General features: G+C 51.6%; 14 protein-coding genes. 4 read left to right on the top strand and 10 right to left on the bottom strand.

Annotated elements, in window-relative coordinates:
- Positions 1-72: 72 nt before the first annotated feature.
- Positions 73-522: a hypothetical protein gene (locus ACEN83_RS04920; protein WP_495579657.1), complete on the bottom strand. Its 450-nt coding sequence runs from the start codon at positions 520-522 to the stop codon at positions 73-75.
- A gap of 37 nt (positions 523-559) precedes the next feature.
- On the bottom strand, positions 560-1216 hold the full coding sequence (locus ACEN83_RS04915; RefSeq protein WP_495579656.1) for a hypothetical protein: 657 nt from the start codon (positions 1214-1216) through the stop codon (positions 560-562).
- A gap of 412 nt (positions 1217-1628) precedes the next feature.
- Here ACEN83_RS04915 and ACEN83_RS04910 point away from each other — a divergent pair, with 412 nt between their 5' ends.
- Positions 1629-1934: a helix-turn-helix domain-containing protein gene (locus tag ACEN83_RS04910; protein WP_495579655.1), complete on the top strand. Its 306-nt coding sequence runs from the start codon at positions 1629-1631 to the stop codon at positions 1932-1934.
- 831 nt (positions 1935-2765) lie between these two features.
- On the opposite strand, the gene ACEN83_RS04905 is transcribed toward ACEN83_RS04910, so the two are convergent.
- The 5 genes from ACEN83_RS04905 to ACEN83_RS04885 form a co-directional block, all read right to left on the bottom strand.
- Positions 2766-3269: a hypothetical protein gene (locus tag ACEN83_RS04905; RefSeq protein ID WP_495579654.1), complete on the bottom strand. Its 504-nt coding sequence runs from the start codon at positions 3267-3269 to the stop codon at positions 2766-2768.
- The gene (locus ACEN83_RS04900) at positions 3266-3862 is read right to left on the bottom strand and encodes an antitoxin Xre/MbcA/ParS toxin-binding domain-containing protein (protein WP_495579653.1); all 597 of its coding nucleotides are present in this window, start codon (positions 3860-3862) and stop codon (positions 3266-3268) included. The genes ACEN83_RS04905 and ACEN83_RS04900 overlap by 4 nt, the downstream gene beginning before the upstream one ends.
- A complete protein-coding gene (locus ACEN83_RS04895) occupies positions 3855-4265 on the bottom strand; it encodes a hypothetical protein (RefSeq protein WP_495579652.1) in 411 nt (136 codons plus the stop codon). The genes ACEN83_RS04900 and ACEN83_RS04895 overlap by 8 nt, the downstream gene beginning before the upstream one ends.
- Before the next feature lie 501 nt (positions 4266-4766).
- Positions 4767-5480 carry a hypothetical protein gene (locus ACEN83_RS04890; protein ID WP_495579651.1) on the bottom strand — a complete coding sequence of 238 codons (714 nt, stop codon included), beginning with the start codon at positions 5478-5480 and terminating at the stop codon, positions 4767-4769.
- A complete protein-coding gene (locus tag ACEN83_RS04885) occupies positions 5477-6442 on the bottom strand; it encodes a hypothetical protein (RefSeq protein WP_495579650.1) in 966 nt (321 codons plus the stop codon). The genes ACEN83_RS04890 and ACEN83_RS04885 overlap by 4 nt, the downstream gene beginning before the upstream one ends.
- A 322-nt stretch (positions 6443-6764) precedes the next feature.
- On the opposite strand from ACEN83_RS04885, the gene ACEN83_RS04880 reads away from it, so the two are divergent.
- The 3 genes from ACEN83_RS04880 (at position 6765) to ACEN83_RS04870 (ending at position 11677) form a co-directional block, all read left to right on the top strand.
- The gene (locus ACEN83_RS04880) at positions 6765-8237 is read left to right on the top strand and encodes a toxin-antitoxin system YwqK family antitoxin (protein WP_495579649.1); all 1473 of its coding nucleotides are present in this window, start codon (positions 6765-6767) and stop codon (positions 8235-8237) included.
- Positions 8238-8856: 619 nt separating this feature from the next.
- Positions 8857-10275 (top strand): hypothetical protein, encoded by a 1419-nt coding sequence (locus ACEN83_RS04875; RefSeq protein WP_495579648.1) that lies wholly within the window; start codon positions 8857-8859, stop codon positions 10273-10275.
- Positions 10276-10720: 445 nt separating this feature from the next.
- Positions 10721-11677: a ParA family protein gene (locus tag ACEN83_RS04870; RefSeq protein ID WP_495579647.1), complete on the top strand. Its 957-nt coding sequence runs from the start codon at positions 10721-10723 to the stop codon at positions 11675-11677.
- 336 nt (positions 11678-12013) lie between these two features.
- Here ACEN83_RS04870 and dsr1 read toward each other — a convergent pair whose 3' ends face one another.
- From dsr1 to ACEN83_RS04855, 3 genes are all read right to left on the bottom strand, one after another.
- Positions 12014-15832, bottom strand: coding sequence for an anti-phage defense-associated sirtuin Dsr1 (gene dsr1 / locus ACEN83_RS04865; protein ID WP_495579646.1), 3819 nt, complete (start codon positions 15830-15832; stop codon positions 12014-12016).
- A 295-nt stretch (positions 15833-16127) separates the two neighbouring features.
- The gene (locus tag ACEN83_RS04860) at positions 16128-17093 is read right to left on the bottom strand and encodes an SIR2 family protein (protein WP_495579645.1); all 966 of its coding nucleotides are present in this window, start codon (positions 17091-17093) and stop codon (positions 16128-16130) included.
- A gap of 338 nt (positions 17094-17431) precedes the next feature.
- Positions 17432-18805, bottom strand: coding sequence for a hypothetical protein (locus ACEN83_RS04855; protein ID WP_495579644.1), 1374 nt, complete (start codon positions 18803-18805; stop codon positions 17432-17434).
- Between the last annotated feature and the right edge of the window lie 169 nt (positions 18806-18974).

Genomic DNA, 18974 nt, shown 5'->3' with positions numbered 1-18974 from the left:
TGCAAGAAACTCTTTCTAACGAGCAAAGGACTTGAGTGACTTGATCAGACGCTTAGGATGCTCTTGCCCTTCTCAGGGCATCGGTTTATGAAAGACTTTTCGAGCCTTGAAATGGTCCTTCATGGCGAGATAGGAAATCGTCATCCCCGCACCTACCAGTATCAGCAAGGATAATAAAATAGAATCTGTTGCCCGTATAATGCCCATGAATATAGGGCTCAAAAGAAGTGAAATACCAAATCCGATCATCATGGCCTGGACCATCGGAAGTCCCTTACCTCTGCTGACGACCTCACCGTCATCCAATTGAGCTGAATATAGAATGTTGGCTCCCGACCAACGGCGCACTAGAGCTAATTTCACCTTTTTGCCGACTTTGAGAAATGACCTCATAAAGTCGTCACACACAACATCTTTGACGCGTGTCCCGTTCACCTTTACAAACGAAAGCACCCATTGATGATTGACGTATGAACCAACGCCAATCTCCTGAATAACGCCATCCAAAATCACAAGTGCCATAAGCCATACCGCCTTCATGGAAGACATTAATTCGAAATTAAATGCTTTTCGTGTAGATGACTTCACCGGTAGTGCTATCTCTCAGGTCTATACGGTGGGGGCCAATCAAGACGTATCGCTGGGGGCCGAACTCCCCGGCAAAGCGCTCCCGCTCTATCGAGCGAACGTAGCCATAGATATCGATTCTTATGGTGTCTCGCGACGCTTCGATTTTTCGGGCGAGAGTTTCATCGGCCACGTCTAACACTACGTTGGAACCACCCTGGAAGCCGATGTAATAGGGGATGGGGCCGGGATTGAGATAGCACCGAAGTGGATTCTTAGCCATTCTGCTTTGGCTTCGCTGTTCTTCGTCCGTGTATTCCAGTTTGTCTGAGAAAAGGCAGTTGTCGATATGGAAGCCCTTGGCTTGGTCGTCGTAACCGCTGAGCGAAATCGGCAGCCATTCGTCCGAACTCAATTTCACTAAATTATTGGCCTTGGTCTTTTCAGTCTCCTCCGCCACCAGAGCGCCTAGTGCCTTTGTTAGATCCTTCCGCTTGAAGCTGTCCTTCTCCGACAGCCTCTCAGAGGCTAAGCGATAAAGCTCTGGGTTTGCCTTTCGTACGTTGGAAGCGTCAGCAATTGAGTCGGCAATATCATCTGGCGCTTCCATCCAATCCCGTTTCGCGTTGTAAAGGTTGAACGCGGTCATCGGCAGTCTGGCGTCCAGATATGCGTTTGGCTCAGCTTTTCCAGGATCGGGGAAGCTCACGATGCGCGGGGCGTTCTCCTGCAATTTGCTGCATCACAGCCGCATCAGCGGCCTTTGAACCAGCACCTGTCTTGCTGGATGCCGAGATCGAAGCAGGCTGCTTTTCGGTCTCCCCTGCTCCATCGCCACAACCGGCCAACAAGCTGAAGGGAATCGCGCATACAAGGAAGAAGCGCAATGGCGACGATTTGTGCCAAACCACCATGAAATATGTCCCTATGAGATTTTTTGATTGGCGGCGCTCTGGAGCCTCTGCGCCACTGATTTGCCATCTGCGCCAAGTTACCAAATCGGTAGCATTTGAACAATTCTCAAATTGCACCATGACGCCACTGATTTATTAGAAGACGTCATGACCCAGAGCACGTTATCCATAAGGCTCAAGCAGGCACGGCTACGTGCGAAGCTTTCCCAAGAGGAATTGGGAATTCGGATTGGGCTAGAGCCTGCATCTGCGCGAACCCGCATGAACAGGTACGAAGTCGGACGGCGAGTGCCGGCGTTTGAGTTAATTGAGCGTGTTGCCTCTGAGCTAGGGCTCCCTGCGACCTACTTCTATGCCGCGACAGATGATGAAGCTGAGCTGTTGGCTCAGTACCATCAGCTCGACCAGGCAGATAAAGAGCGGATGCTGACTTTCATCAAAAATATTGGCTAAAAATCCAGTGTGGCATAGCCGGTGTAATTATCCGTGATGACGCTCTCACGAGCGTCAAAACAAATTGTCCCATACTGTCTTTGCCCGCCAATGACTGATCTTGGCAGGCGCATCGCGCGCGATTCAGCTGTTCCTGTCTGCGTCCCCTCGCTGACTGTCAGGATCAACTACGGGGGCTAGTTCTTTTGCTTTGGCTACAAGAAGCTTGATGTCCTCCTCGGTATTGCCTTCCACTTCTAAATCTCCCACCTTCAAACGTAGCTTGCGTCCATTACATCTGCCCACCTATTGCTGTACTTCAAAGGGCAATACCGCAACCTCGCCACGCATAGCACGGTCTGAGCCGTTACGTGCGCAGGTTCAGGAACTTGGATTTTACAAAGGATGCCGCCACGTCGGTAGCGTCCTAGTGCGTTCGCCTCACTGGCCGATGGTTCGCCGAAGGCACGGTGGCTTAACGGCTCCTGCCATTCATCTCTTTGATGCCTTGCGTCCCCGGCGGGATAATAACCTCGTATGAGCAATGGGGGAGTAAAACCATGACCCGGAAAACATCACAAATCCGCCCTGAAGACCCAGGGGCCAAGCCGTCCACGGGCTCATCGAACCAGGTCCATTCTGAAGCGCCATTGAAGCGTATGAAGCTTTCCCTAGAGAGTCTGTTAGCAGAAACTCCCGCGAATTATCGAGACGAAGCTTGGGAAAAAATGGCACCAGTGGGAAAGGAATTTTAATTCGGTAGGATTGCCAGCTCTGTGAAGCCCTCAGCATCTGATCCGGACGATGCGCGAGCGACTCTGTCGCCAGACGAAATCTGTTCCAAAGATCGGCTCAAAACTCATCGGTAAAGAAGCCCCATTCACTCACCAGCTCGTCTATCGCGGCCGAGATTCTCGATTCAGCCATCAACTCCGCAGGCGTGTAACTCAACGCCACCGCGACCGCCATAGCAAACTTATTCAGATCTCCTGGCTCGTATGGCCAGATTTGAAGCTTCATCACTGACGCATCAAGGGGATGGTATTCACCGACCACCTCTACCGAGTCCACCAGAGTTCGATAATTTGTGAACGATATGGCCATGGTTTTTTGAGGGTAGTCCGCCAAGCGCGTGCGTGAATCCAAAAACGTGTCCCCAGCTTCGGCTAGCGCGGGATGGCTGAACGCACGGACGCATAACGATATCAATCGAGGCGACGATACGAGGCTCCTAACGTGACGTAAATCCACCAGCCCTTGATTGAATTCCCATTTCAATTCATCGCGCAAATGAATCTCTAGGTTTGGGAGATTCGCCATCACCACACAAGTCGCGCGAATCAGTTGCGAAGTCAAACGCCAACCCCATATTCAAGCCGTTTGAGCATTAGGTAAATCGCCTGGCACCCCTCCTCCGTTGCCAGCAACTCGCACGGTCGCCGACCAGCAAAAGCGGCGCGTTCTTGCTGTACCCAAAGCACTGCACCTTCTCCGAAAAACGACAAAATCGCGTCTACGGCTTCTACGTAGCTTGCGATGTAATTGTCGTTATTCTTAACTTTTTTAGCCCTAGCTATTTTTCCCGCCGCTGAGTGTTGGCTACAGCGAGCCTGAAGCCAACCATCAACACTTATAACCCCACCTGGCATCCCGCACATCTCACAAACACTACCTGATACCACCTCCGCGATCTCGAAAGCGGCACCGATGCTCTCGTCATCTCCGCGATGGTAGATCCTGAGCTGACCAAATTTCTCTTTCACCTGCGTGACTTTCACGTCGAGCGGACCCATTCTGGCACGTTGCTGAACAAGCCAAAGGGTTGCTTGGATCAAATCACCCCATCCGTCATTGCATTCAAAACCGAAGATTGCCTCTCCGCAGAAGTCTTTCGGAAAAAGCAGAGAGCGGTACTGAGCTGCAAGAATCCTTTCGATTAGATTATTCATTACCCATTGCCCGCTTTGACCACAACGGGACGCGGGTTCCTAGCAAATTTGATGGATAAACCTGTCCATCCATCAGCTCGTAGCAGACCCGCTGGTCCGCCTCTTGGATCTCCCGAATTGGCTCCATCAACCAGTTGCCTTTCTGGTTCAGCCATGGAGGGGATACAAGCTGAACCTCACTGATGAACTGCCCGGGCGTGTCTCTTGAGGCCAAATCCAAGAGGAATTGTACTTTCGAAATCATGAACTGCTGCTGCGAAGAACCCTCCTCGCCCGCTACTTCATATGTGACAAAAAACCACTCGTCATTCGACGTTTGCGAGATGTACGCCCAGCGGCGTGCGCCGTCTTCAAGCACGAAGAAAGGATTTTTCACGCATGCTTGCTCGTGAGTTTCGAACATACCGATTCTCCAGATAACTCATTGCGTTAGGCGACTCACCTTCACCGCCACACCCCGCTATGGATGCAAATCGAGCGGGTATCATGGCGGCGAGCAACCGGCGCAATAGCAACTTTTTGGCCCAAGACCTGAACCGTCTCCCTATGGATTTTCAGAAAGACGCCTACTTGAGCGCTTGTGAGTCGCTGGTTTGAAATACCCGGCAAAGCTACCAAATTGGTAGCTTTTAGAAAAGCAGCAATCGCCCCAAGGCGCTACTGAGCTACGAGATAACAATGTGAACCGCAGTGCCTATCAATCCGGCTCAAGGACGTGCGACTACGTGCCAGCCTCTCTCAGGAAGAGCTGGGCACATGCATCGGCCTGATGCCTACCTCCGTTAGTACGCGCATGAATTGACAGAGGCTTGGTTAGCGAGTGCCGGCTCCAGAGCTGGTATACGGATCGCGGCGGAGTCTGGTCTATGAATCCCGCCAACCTAGAGAGCCATAGGTCTTCTTATCAACCAGGCAAATGAGGTAACCCCCAACCGCCTTGGCCATCCAGAGACATTATCGACAGCAGATAGTTATCGATTTGCCGGAGACTGACCGTGTGACAGAGGCTCTTTTCCATCAAGCTACGTAGTTCCAGAACTCGCGCGCACCAATCGTTATAGCGATCAACTTTTCCGAAGACACGCCATCCTTTGTAGCTCTGGCCCAACTCGTCCATAACCCACGACCATCCCTCACGAACATACGAGTCCACAATGGGGAAGAATTCTGGCCGGTGAAAGTGAAGGTACTTCGAGGCGAGGCTGCTGTTCTCGCGGTTATTGGCGCTCGTCAGCGCTTGACAAAGCTCAAGATGGATAGCAACGGCTTCCGGCAAGCGGTCATTCGTGAGCTTGTCATTCATTCCGATGGCGTCCAATAACTTGGCACACTTTGACACCGCAATAGCCTCGGCAGCCGCAATGACGACTTCAAGCGCTTGCCTCTCATCTTTAACATGCCCTTGGGTTTTTCTGCGCTCCACCGAGGCGGAGTAGGTGCGCCCGATTAGCATCAGTTTGCCAATGATTTGCGGTCTATCGATGTTGCTAGGATGACTCGCAACAGCGTGATACAGCATCGAGTTCAGCACATCGAAGGGTGGACAACCCTGCCCATTTCCAAGCCAGTGGAACTGCGGCGGAAATACAGGTAGGAGGTTTAATTTCTTCTTTTTCATTGTGCGCTTATCCGACGCTTTGTCTCATCACGCGCTTCAGCAATCGAACTGTATGCTCCCGATAACAAAGTATCGATGGCGCACCAGATCCGTCCGGTCACATAAATTTTGCCGTTGGGCAATGGCTCTGCGGGTTTCATCGCTGGCCCCAACTTATATACGACGCACTCACCACTGCTCTTTGACCATAATGGGTTTATATCCGACGGGCTCGCGACTCGCTCGAAACTGTCCACGTGATGCACGGAAAGCAATTTCCCTTTGTATCGAAAGCCAATGTAGTTAGGGGGAACGACAGGCCAGCCGCTCTTTCCGATTGGGTGGTAGTAATGCCCATCGCTCACCACCACATCTAGATAGGAGTAAGGATTCTCTCCCCGTATCCGTTCAGCAGAGAGCACTACCAAGTACACATCATTGTTAGTTACTCGATCCACCGAAACGTACTCCTTGTAGTGTTCTATCAGCTCTCTAAGCCACAGTTTCTCTTCCTGGCCTGATGCCTTTGCGCGAGCCTCGCTTGCCAAAATTTGCAAGTCACGCCACGAAAAATGAGTGACCTCATCTTTGATCGAAGTCGGCAGGAGTCGACGAGCATCTGTCTGGTCTGCGGCGCTGATGGAGACGAAACGCTGGTGGCGAAGATGCTGTGAGAGACGTGGCATGTAACGGTTGTACTGAGCGTCATCGACGACACTCCACCAACGTTTGGCCTCAACAATGACGTGGATGCCGTCGCCCATGATCTCAAGATCTGTGAACCCGCCGTCCTCGGCGTGTTTCTGAGTTTCGATTCGGATACCGCGAATCGACACTCTTTTGTCAAAAATCCTCTGGAGAAAAAGCGCAAGTAAAATAGGGCTTTGGCTTAGCGTCCAACTCAACGCCAAGGTACCGCTATTTTCGTCACTCCCTCGCAATCGAAATACGCTGGGTGCTTTTGAACCATTGATCCTCAGCATTCGGACGTACTTACCGTTAAAAAAAAATGAACGTCTATAGTGCCTGCATTAGGGTCATGGATGTCAAAATGCTAGTGCTGATTGCTGAGTTTTTCCTACCTTCGATTTGGAATGTCCGGTTTTTGGCCATTCACAGCCGGTCATGTCTCCACGAATCTTACTGGTCAAATACGGTGCACATGACTGGTTAGGCCCAACGCAAATGAGGGGTCATATACGAATGGCAGAATGGCAGAATGGCAGAATGGCAGAATGGCATCACAATATCACTTTGCCCTACACTGCACTCCTCTCACGCTTTGAAATCGGCAGGTGCCGGTACGTGAATAAGGAGATTCTGGTGTTTTTCAATGCTCGCCGCTGTTTCGCTCTGAGTACCATCGCCCTCGCCTCCCTCAGCCTCACAGGGTGCTTCACCGAAGAAGTCGACTCACGTCAAACTCAAGAAATTCGCGGTTTGATTTACAAAGTGCATGCAGATGACCCCTTTACCGGCCGCATCCTCAATTACCCGATGTCGGTGTTGGGATTGTTCAGCGTTGGGTCGTGCTCAATCGACGTCAAAAAAGGTCTGCCTGACGGTGAAATGCGCTGCTCGGACAACGCAGAGCATCTGCTGGCTGTGGGTGAGTTCAAAGCCGGTAAACGGGACGGCAAAGAAGAAAAATTCGACGCAAAGACCGGCAACAAGATTGCTGAAAACACATGGAAACGTGGAGTCCAGGACGGACTGCAAGAACAGTTCAACCCTCAAAACAGCGAGCGAATTCTTGAGGTGCACTACACCGCCGGCAAGAAGGACGGCCAAGAGCGAGCATGGGATGACCAAGGGAAAGTGCTCATTGCTGATCTCGATTGGCAAAATGGTAAGCAGACCGGGTTCGACAATCGTGGAACTCAGCATCGAACGTATCTACAGGGCAAGTACCATGGCCTACAGAAAGATTATGGCCTTGACGGTAATCGCTTCTACGTTTCGCAAGAAGAAAACTACGAAAATGGCGAACTCCATGGCATTCAGAAACGCATCAATGCACGCGGTAAAGTGACCGAACTCAGCGAATTCGAGCACGGAAAACTAAAAGCGCGAACCGTCGATGAATATAGTTATGAGGGCCAACACCTTCATCACGTCAATCGTCTGGCTATCAAGGAAGACGTCAATCAATACATCGCCAGTGATCTCAGCAACGACGGCCTGGAGCAGTACTGGGACAGCAAAGGTCACTTGATTCGAGAGCTGCAATGGAACAGAGGAAAACTCGTCAGTGCGACTGCCACGATCTGGCTTGGTGATAAACAGATAAGCCAGTACCAAGGCGTTGCTAGACCTGGCTACGAAAGCCATCAAGATGACGTGGTAAAACACGGTCAAGAACGCCTTTATGACCGCGATGGGGAACTGGAAGCCGTAGTGGTATGGAATGCTGGAAAAGCCACCAACACGATCGTAAATCTACCCTCTGATCGTCGTAGCCAATACCCCGGCAAAATGGCCATGCTTAATCCAAATACGGGTTGGGGTAACCCAGTGGAGGAGATTCCGGATTTCGAAAGCCCAAGCCGTTACGGAGGCGGCGGTTTTGCTATCGATTACGCAACTATTGTCGATATCCCTGCTCCAGGGCAACTCATCCAAAATCTACCCACGCAGACGCAAGTCCTAGCAACTGCCTCTAACAGCAACAATTTGGATGCCTGCGTGCAGCAGAAAGTAGATGCAGTCCACGCTGAAGATCCTGAGGCGTTGGTGCGTGCCGACATGCTTGAGGAGTTTGAACAGGACTGCCAGTGACCCTTCACAAAAGCATTTGCCAATTGTGGTAGCTAGCTGAAAGGGGATGTCAAAATCGCCTTTCCGTACAGCCTGGTCACGTTATGGTAGCTATACCGTCGTTTTCGACGAATTACACACTCAGGGCAGATTGCAGCCTCTCGCGAAGGGTTGCATCGGCCAGAAGCGGACGATCTCGGACAAAACGTCTTATCGTCAAAAGGAGCACGTTTGTGTACGGCGGCGCGGGGTACCCGCTCGATACTGTCGGGCGGTCTGCCCCTCCCACTACGCGGCCTTCCAACTGGTTGATACAGCATTCTTGGGTGCATTCGTTGCGTGAAAATCCCATCACCTGTAGCTCCGTGAAAGACAACCGACTGACCGACAGCCCCGCCGCCGCTGTCAACTTTTTGCGAGACGTAATGCGGTGATCCCCATCGAAGAAGTGGGAGGATGCGTGCGGCCTGGCAGGAACGGGAAATTACGAGCCATGCTGAACTCTCGGATAGCGGCCGAGCAAAGGGAAAAGCAAGACTGCCCAAAATAACGGCACATTGCCTCTACGGCACGTTACCATTGCTCTCACGCGCCCAGAAACCACCGAGCCGCACCTCTTATTACTCAGGGATCAGCTAGCATGGAAAGCAGAGAACCACTTGAACCCCGTTGGGTTGATTACTACGCCTCGGTCGAAACGGTCGTCAACGATGGTGATACCCAGAACGATTTCGCCACCATTGTGATCGATGCTATCCCAAAGTCTTCGGCTGTTGCCCTCAGGAAACTCGACGCAAATAGAGTTCTTGAGGATCTGGATAGATACTTCCCGGTGTTCATGCTGACTGCGAAGCTAGAGATGAAGCTAGCAAACGAACTTGTAGATAATACAGGCTGGATTGAATTATCGATTAGCACTGACTCGCATGGCGAAGAGGCTAGTTTCCAAGCCTCATCAATCACGTTCGAAGGCGATGAGGAACAAGCAGAAGTAATATTTTGGGTGCGCGTGCGATCGACCTCTGTTGCCAAAAGAAACCTAAGCGCGCTAGCGGCAATAGCGGAATTTCGCACAGTATCGGATGCGACAGAATTGACCCTGCGCCCTTTCGACTGCGCGAAGGAAGCTGCTGGCGTCGCCGTTTATGACGTGGGTCAAGCCAGCTTTTGCGCCCTGGTAGATCAAAATGAACATCCCTTAATGTTCTTTGATTTAGGTTGGCCGCTGCCATACAACAAAAGGTCATTGCGATTGCCCGGTCCGTTTTCCCCACTCCATGAGTCATTGCAAAGAAACGGTCCTCAGCCGGTAGTTTTGTCTCATCTTGACTGGGATCACTGGGGGTTTGCAATCCAGTCCGGTAAGGCTAAGTTCGACTTACGAAACGGCCATTGGCTTACAGTCCCCGAATATAAGGAGGACGCCTTAAGACGGCCATGGCTAATGCGCCGGCCTAGATTTCACCGACACAAGCTTGGTCCGAGCCAAATCCATTTCCTTTTGACGCTGAGCATTACTTTCCTCCCTGATGGGACGCGTGCGCTCACATTTTGGCCTGCAAAGCGACCAAGGCTATCTTTCACCAACTATACAGTTATCCGGTGCAGCCCTACCCATGGCGGGAGAACGGACTTCGGGTATCTTAGGAACAATGAATCGTTGGCGCTTTCCGCAAAGCTGGAACAGCGCATTGAAAAAGTGTTATTGACCGGAGATTCAGATTATCCCTCGATCCCCGTTAACTACCTTAGGGGGCTAACTGGCATCTCTGCCCCTCACCATGGAGGGGCGATCACTAGACATTCCACACCTGCGGCACTGCCACACAGCCGAATGGTCCGCTCCACCTACCCTGGCTGCTACCAGAGCGTTCCTTCACACCTGGCAGAAACTGAAGCGACAAATCAAGGCTGGGAAATCCACGATACAAACGACCGGTCCCTATGCCATTGCGAGTTGAGGTGTAACACGCACGGTAATAAGCTCATTCCCCTGAGCGTCGATATTCCTAAATGCAGCTGTGGCAATGTGCCCTCATTTGGCCTGTGCCTGAGATAATGCTTTTTCGTAGTTTGAATACCCTAGGAATTCGGGGCGAAAACTAAGCTCATTGGCCCCAGATGACCAAATGGCTAAACTGGCAGTCATGATTCATCCCGACGGTAATGCAGACTTACGAGAGACTTTGAAAGCAAAGCGGCGTCTGGTTGGACGCCATATTTCAACGCTGTTAGCGACTAATGACGGACCGCGTCCAATAACTTGAGTAGGATCGCAACACCATTTCACGGCTGACATGTTTGAGAATCCTTCAGGCACCCAATGATAGAAGTCGGCCGATCTTTGTAGTTGTTTCTGCATCAACAGCGTAAGCGAGGTAGGCCTCATTCGCTGGCCGCGTTGCCCACGGTGATTTCAATAGAGGCTATCATCACAACCACTGGAGATAATCGACTCGATGTCATTTGATCCAAACTAGAATTCGTTGACGCGAGATCGATCGATGATAGATTCACTTCTGCTAAAAAAATCAATGAAATATCTCGGACTAAGCGCCGCCGCCTTAGCCAACCAATTCAGCGAATTTCGTCGAACCAGCAAATGCACGGAAGTTGAAAACATAGGTCGATGGCTAAGTGGTTTGGACCCGGTCGACTCATCGCTAATGGACTGGGTGACGAAGCTGGTGCGCAACAAAATGCTTAGCCAAAAGCAGCGTCTCGTTCACCTGCCGTCAAGTAAGGGATTGATGATTGCGGTCGCGAGCCCAATGAGTGGAGTAGGCAAAACTACGGTTGCCAAAAATCTTGCGGTCATCGCCAAATTTTCGCTGAACATGAAGACGACCTTGGTTCAGGCTAATGCTCCTGAGAACAAGGAAATCGTCTCCGACGAGCTTGAAGAAATGCAGGACTTACGCATCAATTGCGCAAGATTGGCTCCAGATGATGTGTTGGCCTGTAAACCAGAAGCTGGCGAAGTCGTGATCATCGACGTCTGCGCAGACCTCGCTGCCGAAAGCATTGGCATAACGCCGAAACCTGAAGCTTTCCTGCTTCAATTTCAGCCGGATATGTATCTGGTTCCAGCTGATTTTGACAGGGCCCAGGAGAGCGCAGCGAGCGCGCTCCTTGTTCAAGCCGGAGTGATGCAGGGCCCAATTCAGTTGCTCCATCGCCCTCGTTACATGAGGACAGATACCGCTGCCAGAGTTGGCTACGCCGGACTGGATGTTAGCAGCAAGATATTCTGTCCATTCTTTATCCCCCAAACGATTTCAGGCAAGAATCCACGCCCTCGTCGCCCATTTGAACGATGGCAAGATGAAGACCAGGAAGGCCACTTTAATAACCTTTTTGAGCACTTGGTCTGTCGCCTAGGTGGCACGGTTAAGGACCCGCGCTCATTAAAGAGTGACATGAAATTCATGAGTTTGAAGGAGCTTATGGACTTGAGGTGAAATTTGTGACATCCGCAGTACCGGGTCACCAAGCGCCTGAGCGAAATGACCACCAAGACCACCACCCGCTGGACTCATCCCGCCTAAGCGGGTATTGACCGAGGCCTACGCCCCGAATGAGCCCGCGTATCTGATTAGGTTGTCCTATTACCCATCAGAGGTAACACTCAATCTTAGTAAGCACCTTCTTGATCGCATCAGCGTAGTCGTGTTTGTAGAGCGGACCAAACTCATCTCTCACTTGGCCTGCTTTACCCACTAGCAACGATTCAAACATCCTGCATCATTATCCCTTGCACGAAATCAACTGGCCCGCTGCACCAGAGGCTCTTCGCACTATGGCTGACCACGACGACGCAGGTACTCTGTCAGCCTGCGGTATTCTGGACGCTCAGTAAGGTCGATCTGGGCATCCGCAATCGATTCAAGACAAGAGCGCAGCTCAGAAGGCGGCCAAGTCTGCTCGCCAACTACCGCAGCCAGCAGGCGCAACGCTGATTCAGGGAAAACCATGCACATGCCTGACTCATCAAGCAGGTGGATGACATAGTGCAAATGCTCGATTGGCACTAGCCAGTCGTGAACTGCATTCAGGATGTCCGGGAATGTTCTTCCGCCTGCAATGGACATCCGGATCAATGATTCAGCGATATTGGATGTCACTAAGTCCCTGGATTTTGGCCAGATATGTTGCCAAAAGGGCAGTACCCGATTCTGCCAATACTCCTCCCGCTGTTCCCCAGCCCCTTCCAGCGCTTGTGATAGAGCTTGAGCCGACTCTTGTAACGCTTTCAGTGGAAACGTCGCAAAGGCATCACGGAATTCCTGCGTGGTATACCCCTCAAGTGGACCTAAGGCTGCATAAGTGAAAATCGCCGCGAACTGCTCCCCGTGCTCACCCAGATCCGCATAATGGCTTGCGGTATCGAGAAACTCGACTTTGAAGGCCAACAGGAGTGGACGGTATAGGCGGGGCGACCACAAGAAGCCTTCCCAGACCCTTCTAGCTTCAGCAGGATTGCGAGCCCAGCTGAAATGAGGAAGCAGATTTGTTCTTGTCCAAGCCCCATCCACCCTGAACAGAGCGATAAGTCTAGAAGCAAGCAGTACCCTGCCATGACGGTATCGTTCCACTTGCGGGTCGCACAGCTCGGTGAAAATCTGCCCCATCCTCTCTGGCAGACCATCACCGTCGCTGAGGCTTGATCTCTCCCAAATATTCAACAGAGACTGGGTAACGTGCCCAATGGGGTGATTGATGGCTTCAGTGACTGGCTGATTTATCGGTTCGCCATTACTGGTCATCCCCGTATCCGCTGCCAGGGGCAGATGCATCACCCTTCGGATAAGCCCCAAAAACATATCCATATCTTGAAGTTCTGCTTTGGATACCTCATCGAGCCATCGAGTTACGTAATGAATAATCTGCTCAAGTTCACGATCTGGCATCCTATTGATCCACGGAGCAACATAACGCCATGATTTTCGAGCAATGCCAGATTCGCTCCATGCTTGGAAAGCTTCCCTCCAGCGACCCAAGAGCCATTGGCCCTCCTCCGCTAGGTCACCCAAAGCAAACAAGCTGTTGAGAAGGTGCTTTCGGCACACCTCTCTCCAAGTGTCTTCATCGAAATACTCATCAGCTGCCGGGACATTTCGAAGCCATTGGACCAGTGCCTCACGTTTGTAAGGTGCAGGCCTGACAACACGCTGCTGCTGATAATCAGGGTCTCCGGTCCCACTCATCCAATGAGAAAACTCGTCGCTCTCATTGTCTGCCAAGCGTAGATGTGGGTAGGCTGCGGACAGCGCATCAAGTCTTTGCTGAGCCTGATCACCCAGCACAAGCCCACCGTACTGAAGCTTCGCCAAGCCCCTCCAAATCGCCTGGTCTACGTGTTCTTGATAGCGATCATCCGTAATGTCTGCCACGAAGTTTGCTCTGGGAGGTCCGGCCAGAATCTCCGCCTCTAACCTTTCTTGAGCGGCAAGGGGCAGCAAGCGCCCTTGCAACACAAGCAGGCGGTAGACCTCGCGTTTAGTGGAGGTGGACCACAACCAATGACCATTCTCGACAAGTAGCCATTCAGCCCACTCATCAGCAGAAATGGCACCATCCTGACTGGCTGCAAAGAACGCCAAGCGTTTGAATGTTGGATATGGAATCTCAAACCACTTGTGCGCGATCTTCGCCGCAACCTCCGGATGTTCTTCGAAATTAGTCAGCCACGAATCCCTCAGCAACTCAACGAGCACGACCCACTCGCGGAAACCACGATTCTGCCAATGAGGACTAACAGACGGTAGATCCCAATACGAACGATCCACGAAGGAGTTGGCGCTTTCCAGTTCTTGCAAAAGATCCAATGCATCACGAACCAATGCCTGGAGATCCTCCAGCAGCAAAGGCAAGACCGGTGCCCACTCCGAACGAGACGACTCGGAGAGCGTCGATCGCACATGGTCGGAGACTAAAACCAACTCCCAATTCACCAGATCGCGCAGGTGTTTTGCTGAGACATCCTGGTCTTCTGGAAATCGAAACGGCCGAGAGATTGACACCACAGGCGAAAGCAACTCCCTGAGTTGCAGTCGAAGACTGGCAGTCAGGCCATCTCGCTTCAACCGCTCCAACCAGCTATAGAGGTCTAGGTCTCTCCAAGGCGACTTGATCCGCTCAGCCAGGAACAGTCCCCACAGTTTGCGCATGTGAGGCCCAGGTATCGCGTTAGGTGAGCTTTTGCGAAGCGCATCCAGCTCAGCGGTGTTTCCTTCGCTCTGAAGCTTGGCAATGCGCCCCAGTTGATCCTCAATAAGAAATGCAAACCGCTCGTGGATACATCCGCCCCGCGTAGTAAGCCAAAGTAGAAGGTCTGGATCGTCGAGATGCCGAACAAGCCACCGAGCGATCTGGAACATCACATTATCCCAGTGACCCGTGCGCCCGCTTCCCAGCGTCATCTGCGCTGCCAAGTGGTAAGGCGAAGGTCTTTGAACCAGACTGAAGCTGAGCTTAGGATCATGTTCAGCATGAGCAGGAACACCAAAGCGCGCGAGATCCGAGTAGCAGTACCGGGGGTCACTAAATGCGCCCAGCAGCCACTCCAAGGGCGGAGCAGGATTGAAATCTGCAAACCGGCGCGCTGGTAGCCCTGACTTGTCAGAAAGCGCCCACAGCAGACGCCCCACGAAATCATCTTGCCGGGTGCTGGCCGAAGGCCTGGAAAGAGCGTGAGTGGTGACGATCCGCTCCTTACCCGTCGTTCCGTCACTGTATGTCTCTGCCCAAGCTTTCAGAGTTTGGTGCAACCCCCTATGCGGGTTCGCCCCAGGTTGAGTGTTGTACAGGATGGGGGAAACCCCTTTTGCCCTCCACTCAGCTGTCTTCAGGCTTTCCTCTCCTGGCGCACAAGATCCAAATGCCCATGCCTGAGGGGTAATCTCTCCCAGCATTCTGTCAGCAGCCAACGCGTCCATCATGTAGCGCAGAACTGGATCGCTGACACTGTACCCGATGAAGCAAACGACGTAGTTGCGGAACAATTCGCTTACGAATCGGGCAGCCCAACGCTCAGTCAGGTAAGCAAGTCCGAAGTCACCACTTGTAATGACCAGTCGATTGAGTTCGGAAATGGTAGGTTTATCCGGCAGTAGGCCGTGCAGATAAACGACCCCATCCCATCGACTTTTTTTGGGAAGAGGAAGCATTGGGGCTGAGTAATAATTGAAACGCTGTTTTGTGCGTCGACCTGCGGCATCGAACACTCGGTCGAAGTTTGTGGTTACAAGACGCACTTCACCGGTCCGGCACTTTCCCAGCCTCAGCAATGCTGCGTGCGTGTCTGTCGCGCCTTTGAGTCGGATGTTGGGCTTGAGAGCCCGCGCCAAAGCATCTCGAACAGCAGCGCGCCCGTTCGGCAAGCGACGCTCAAGTAGATCCAACGTGGCATCGAACTGATAGTTATCAAAAGCTTTCTGCTCGGCGCTATCGAGGGTGGTCGACGCCTCCTTGTAGATGAGCTGCACCAAACCTTTGAAATCTAGGAGCCCAGCCGGATAGGAAATACCGGCCCCACAAAAGAAGATGACCCTGCCTTCTTCATGGGCTTGGAGCAGCTCATCTGGAATATCTGGACCGTTCGTTACAAATTGCATCCCTGCCCCACCCCATGCTTAATGGCTACAAGCCACCGTTTGGATCGTTGTGTACCATGGGTGAAGCCTTTGCGCCATCAATAATCAGCGACCGGTGACATTACGCCTTTGTGATAGCTTGACCTGACATGAGCAAGGCGCCACCTGGCCCCTTCGACCCAGCAGCTACAGCAGCGCAAGCGCTGAAAGTTCCATGGTGTACGTCCTCTGCCAAAGCATGAATAGCCTGTAGCGGCACACCGCGATACTCAGGACTTTTGTAGCCGCTCGCCATATCTGCGACCTCCGGTTGCAGTCACCACACTTGATTATCCAATATATTTGCATATAGATCTAAGCGCAGGTTCATTGACTTGAATACACCCTGCCACTGGGACAGTCTGACAGGGTGAAAGTGATTTGCAGCCCACTCAATTACTCGAATATGTTTATATGCCCCGTACATGGCGATTATTTCGTTCAGGTGCGTGTCGCATCCTGAATACCCTACCACTACAATCTCTGACGCCTCTTGCAGTGCGCGATGCAAATAGTGCCAGTACGTGATTAAAATCGGTGATGCACTTATTACTGAACGCTTATGCGCAACATGGGTCAAGACTATGTGATCGGATGGATTCGCCGCGAACATATTAATCTCATGCCGCTGAAGCTTACGAACCCGCCTATCAATATCCGTATAGAACAACGGCGAACCGTGAAGGTGTAAGTAGTAACCAAAATTCCTCCCCCACTGCCTTTCCAGATTCGCAGAATCAAAACCAGCATTAGTTATTCCATCGACTAGACTGCCATCAAAACCAGCTAAAACTCCTCTATCAATGAAGGCCCCATATAAAAGCCGATCATAGTTCAGAGTCGCAACATGAGAATTTGTTTGGCGGACGAAAGCTGATAGCGACGCTATAAACTGCTCGGGTAAGTCTGCATCGGCAAGATGCAATCTGGTCGCAACCATGTGCATATACTTGGCTACGGCCATAGGAAACCGCCGACCCTGCTCTGTAAGCCAGTGAAGATCTGGTGAAAGTATTCTGTTTAGCGTTTTGCAAGCTGTGACGGCTTGATGAAGAACGTCAAGCTGCTCTTCATTCTGAGGGATCGCGCCCTCATTCCCCAGCGTAAGGCTGATAAGTCTCCGGTCTTCCGCTGTGAGTAAATGCGGTAGATGCCACACATCATGCATAGCCCCGGCGAGGCTGAAATGCTGCGGGGCAAGGGCCATGCCCAAGCCATTACCAAAAATTAATGCTTTACGCATCTCACATCCTTGTTCTTTGGGGGGGTCATAGAATGAAGAATGCAAATCCCAAAAGATGCTGTCAATGAGCCTTTAGGGTATGCGTGCAGCCTGTAATCCTTCCATCGCAATGCTACGGTCGGGCGGAATCAACGGGTCATTTCTGATCATGAACCTCACCTAAGGCCGTCGCAACCCAAGGCCCACCAAGTGGCACCTTCTGCAAAGCAGCTATAGCATCGCAGGCGCTGGCCCCCCCCCCCCCATGGTGGGGGCTGGGGGCCAGGCCTTCACATCGTCGGCCGCACTCCCAAGCATCCGCAGAAAGGGAGCATGCCAGATGCCCCCTCCGAGCACCTCTAGGGCGCGTCTCCCTCAAGAGAAGACCTTAGAGCCTTATATTTGGCTTTGGCAGCCTTGGCCGTATAACGAGAAAAAGACATGCCAAATCTAAACGCCTTCCAAACGAATGAAGCAAGGAAAATCGTGAGGCGCCAAAGATCCTTCACAAAAATCGCTCTCTTCCTTTTCGTAAAATCGACGAGTTTTGTACTCGAATTCGCTATCTTTCCACCAACAGCCAGCGCGATAAACAAGAAGTAAAACCATCTGTAGTTCTTCACCTGGCTCGCTTCACGATCATCAGCAAGCAATCTTGGCATTCTAGATTTCAGCTTAACCAGGTTGGGAATTATGCACTCGTTAGCAATTGCCACTGGGCGCTGAAAAATGTAGCGATCAACGAAACCCTCTGGTCCGTCCGGCCACGCGGTACAATACTCAAAGGGAGGTGATTCACAACTATCCGATAGCGGAGCGTACTGAGCAGCGTCTTTAGACAACTGCTTCACAGGACACACTTTCTGGTTGTATTCCAACAGCTCCCGCCTGATGGTTAAAACATCCTCATCCGACAGGTTCGACTCTCTTGGTTGCTGAAAAAATCCCCGACTGCTTTCGGGCGCAAACTCTTCAAAAAGGACTGGACTATATTCAGCAAGCGGCCCAATCGTCCACTGTGAGTAATTGCTCCACTGACAAGACATGGTAGATTCCAAACCGTTAATCCGACAATAATCTTGGTAACGGCGGACTTGCAGGAGAAGATAGCGACTTGAATCCTGAGCTACTCGCGAAACATTATTGAGGGTTTGGGCACTGTTGCTGGCCGTGCTATCTGTCACAAAAAAGACCGCAGCGGTCAGCGCTGTCAAAAACCAAAGGTGATCATAATAATGATGAAATTTATCAGTTAATTTCAACGTATCGTACAGCAGCACCGTGATTGACCACCCAGCAGCAGTGACCATCACCAATAAAGGAATGAGCGCCATAACATTTCCGCTCACACCCACGCCCCCCGTAGAAGAACTTGGTGCGCCGTATCGAAGGTCAGGGAATAAACCCATCAAGTTAAGTACGCCTGGCGCAAGGAGCACGCAAAGCGCTATGACGCCACCCTTAAACCGTCCTAAAGTGTAAGCAGCACCAATGATCAGTGGCATCAATAGAAGAAGGACCCACAACAACGTCATTGCTCTCGGAACAAAGCCGCTCAGGTGAGTTTGAAAAAATTCAGATTTTGGAACGCCTAGGTCTTGCAGTACGTGCCCAAAACTAAACGCAGCACCACCGACAAACTCAAGATACGGGTGAATAAACTTGCTGACAGCCAGAAGCACTTTACCGTTTTCCTTAATATAATAAAAAATCTGAAACCACGCACCTGCCATCTTGCAACGCTTTCATCCTGCGAAAGCGCGATCCTAAGAGTCTGTACAGTTGCGAAACTCTAGCCGGTGGGATCATGGAAGCTAAAGATCACGGTTGCCGCATAACGAAAAAAGTTGCCCGACATCTGCAATGTGGCAAGCCTGGTTCCCACAGGCGCTCGCCATTCTA

The sequence above is a fragment of the Pseudomonas sp. Pseusp49 genome (genome assembly GCF_059491875.1).
This window is presented reverse-complemented; position numbering and strand designations above follow the sequence as displayed.

Excerpts from the sequence above, each read along its gene's own strand:
- ACEN83_RS04875 (WP_495579648.1), top strand. The coding sequence starts at position 8,857 with ATGGAAAGCAGAGAACCACTTGAACCCCGTTGGGTTGATTACTACGCC.
- ACEN83_RS04920 (WP_495579657.1), bottom strand. The coding sequence starts at position 522 with ATGGCACTTGTGATTTTGGATGGCGTTATTCAGGAGATTGGCGTTGGT.
- ACEN83_RS04915 (WP_495579656.1), bottom strand. The coding sequence starts at position 1,216 with ATGACCGCGTTCAACCTTTACAACGCGAAACGGGATTGGATGGAAGCG.
- ACEN83_RS04910 (WP_495579655.1), top strand. The coding sequence starts at position 1,629 with ATGACCCAGAGCACGTTATCCATAAGGCTCAAGCAGGCACGGCTACGT.
- ACEN83_RS04860 (WP_495579645.1), bottom strand. The coding sequence starts at position 17,093 with ATGCGTAAAGCATTAATTTTTGGTAATGGCTTGGGCATGGCCCTTGCC.
- ACEN83_RS04855 (WP_495579644.1), bottom strand. The coding sequence starts at position 18,805 with ATGGCAGGTGCGTGGTTTCAGATTTTTTATTATATTAAGGAAAACGGT.
- ACEN83_RS04890 (WP_495579651.1), bottom strand. The coding sequence starts at position 5,480 with ATGAAAAAGAAGAAATTAAACCTCCTACCTGTATTTCCGCCGCAGTTC.
- ACEN83_RS04895 (WP_495579652.1), bottom strand. The coding sequence starts at position 4,265 with ATGTTCGAAACTCACGAGCAAGCATGCGTGAAAAATCCTTTCTTCGTG.
- ACEN83_RS04870 (WP_495579647.1), top strand. The coding sequence starts at position 10,721 with ATGATAGATTCACTTCTGCTAAAAAAATCAATGAAATATCTCGGACTA.
- dsr1 (WP_495579646.1), bottom strand. The coding sequence starts at position 15,832 with ATGCAATTTGTAACGAACGGTCCAGATATTCCAGATGAGCTGCTCCAA.
- ACEN83_RS04900 (WP_495579653.1), bottom strand. The coding sequence starts at position 3,862 with ATGAATAATCTAATCGAAAGGATTCTTGCAGCTCAGTACCGCTCTCTG.
- ACEN83_RS04885 (WP_495579650.1), bottom strand. The coding sequence starts at position 6,442 with ATGCTGAGGATCAATGGTTCAAAAGCACCCAGCGTATTTCGATTGCGA.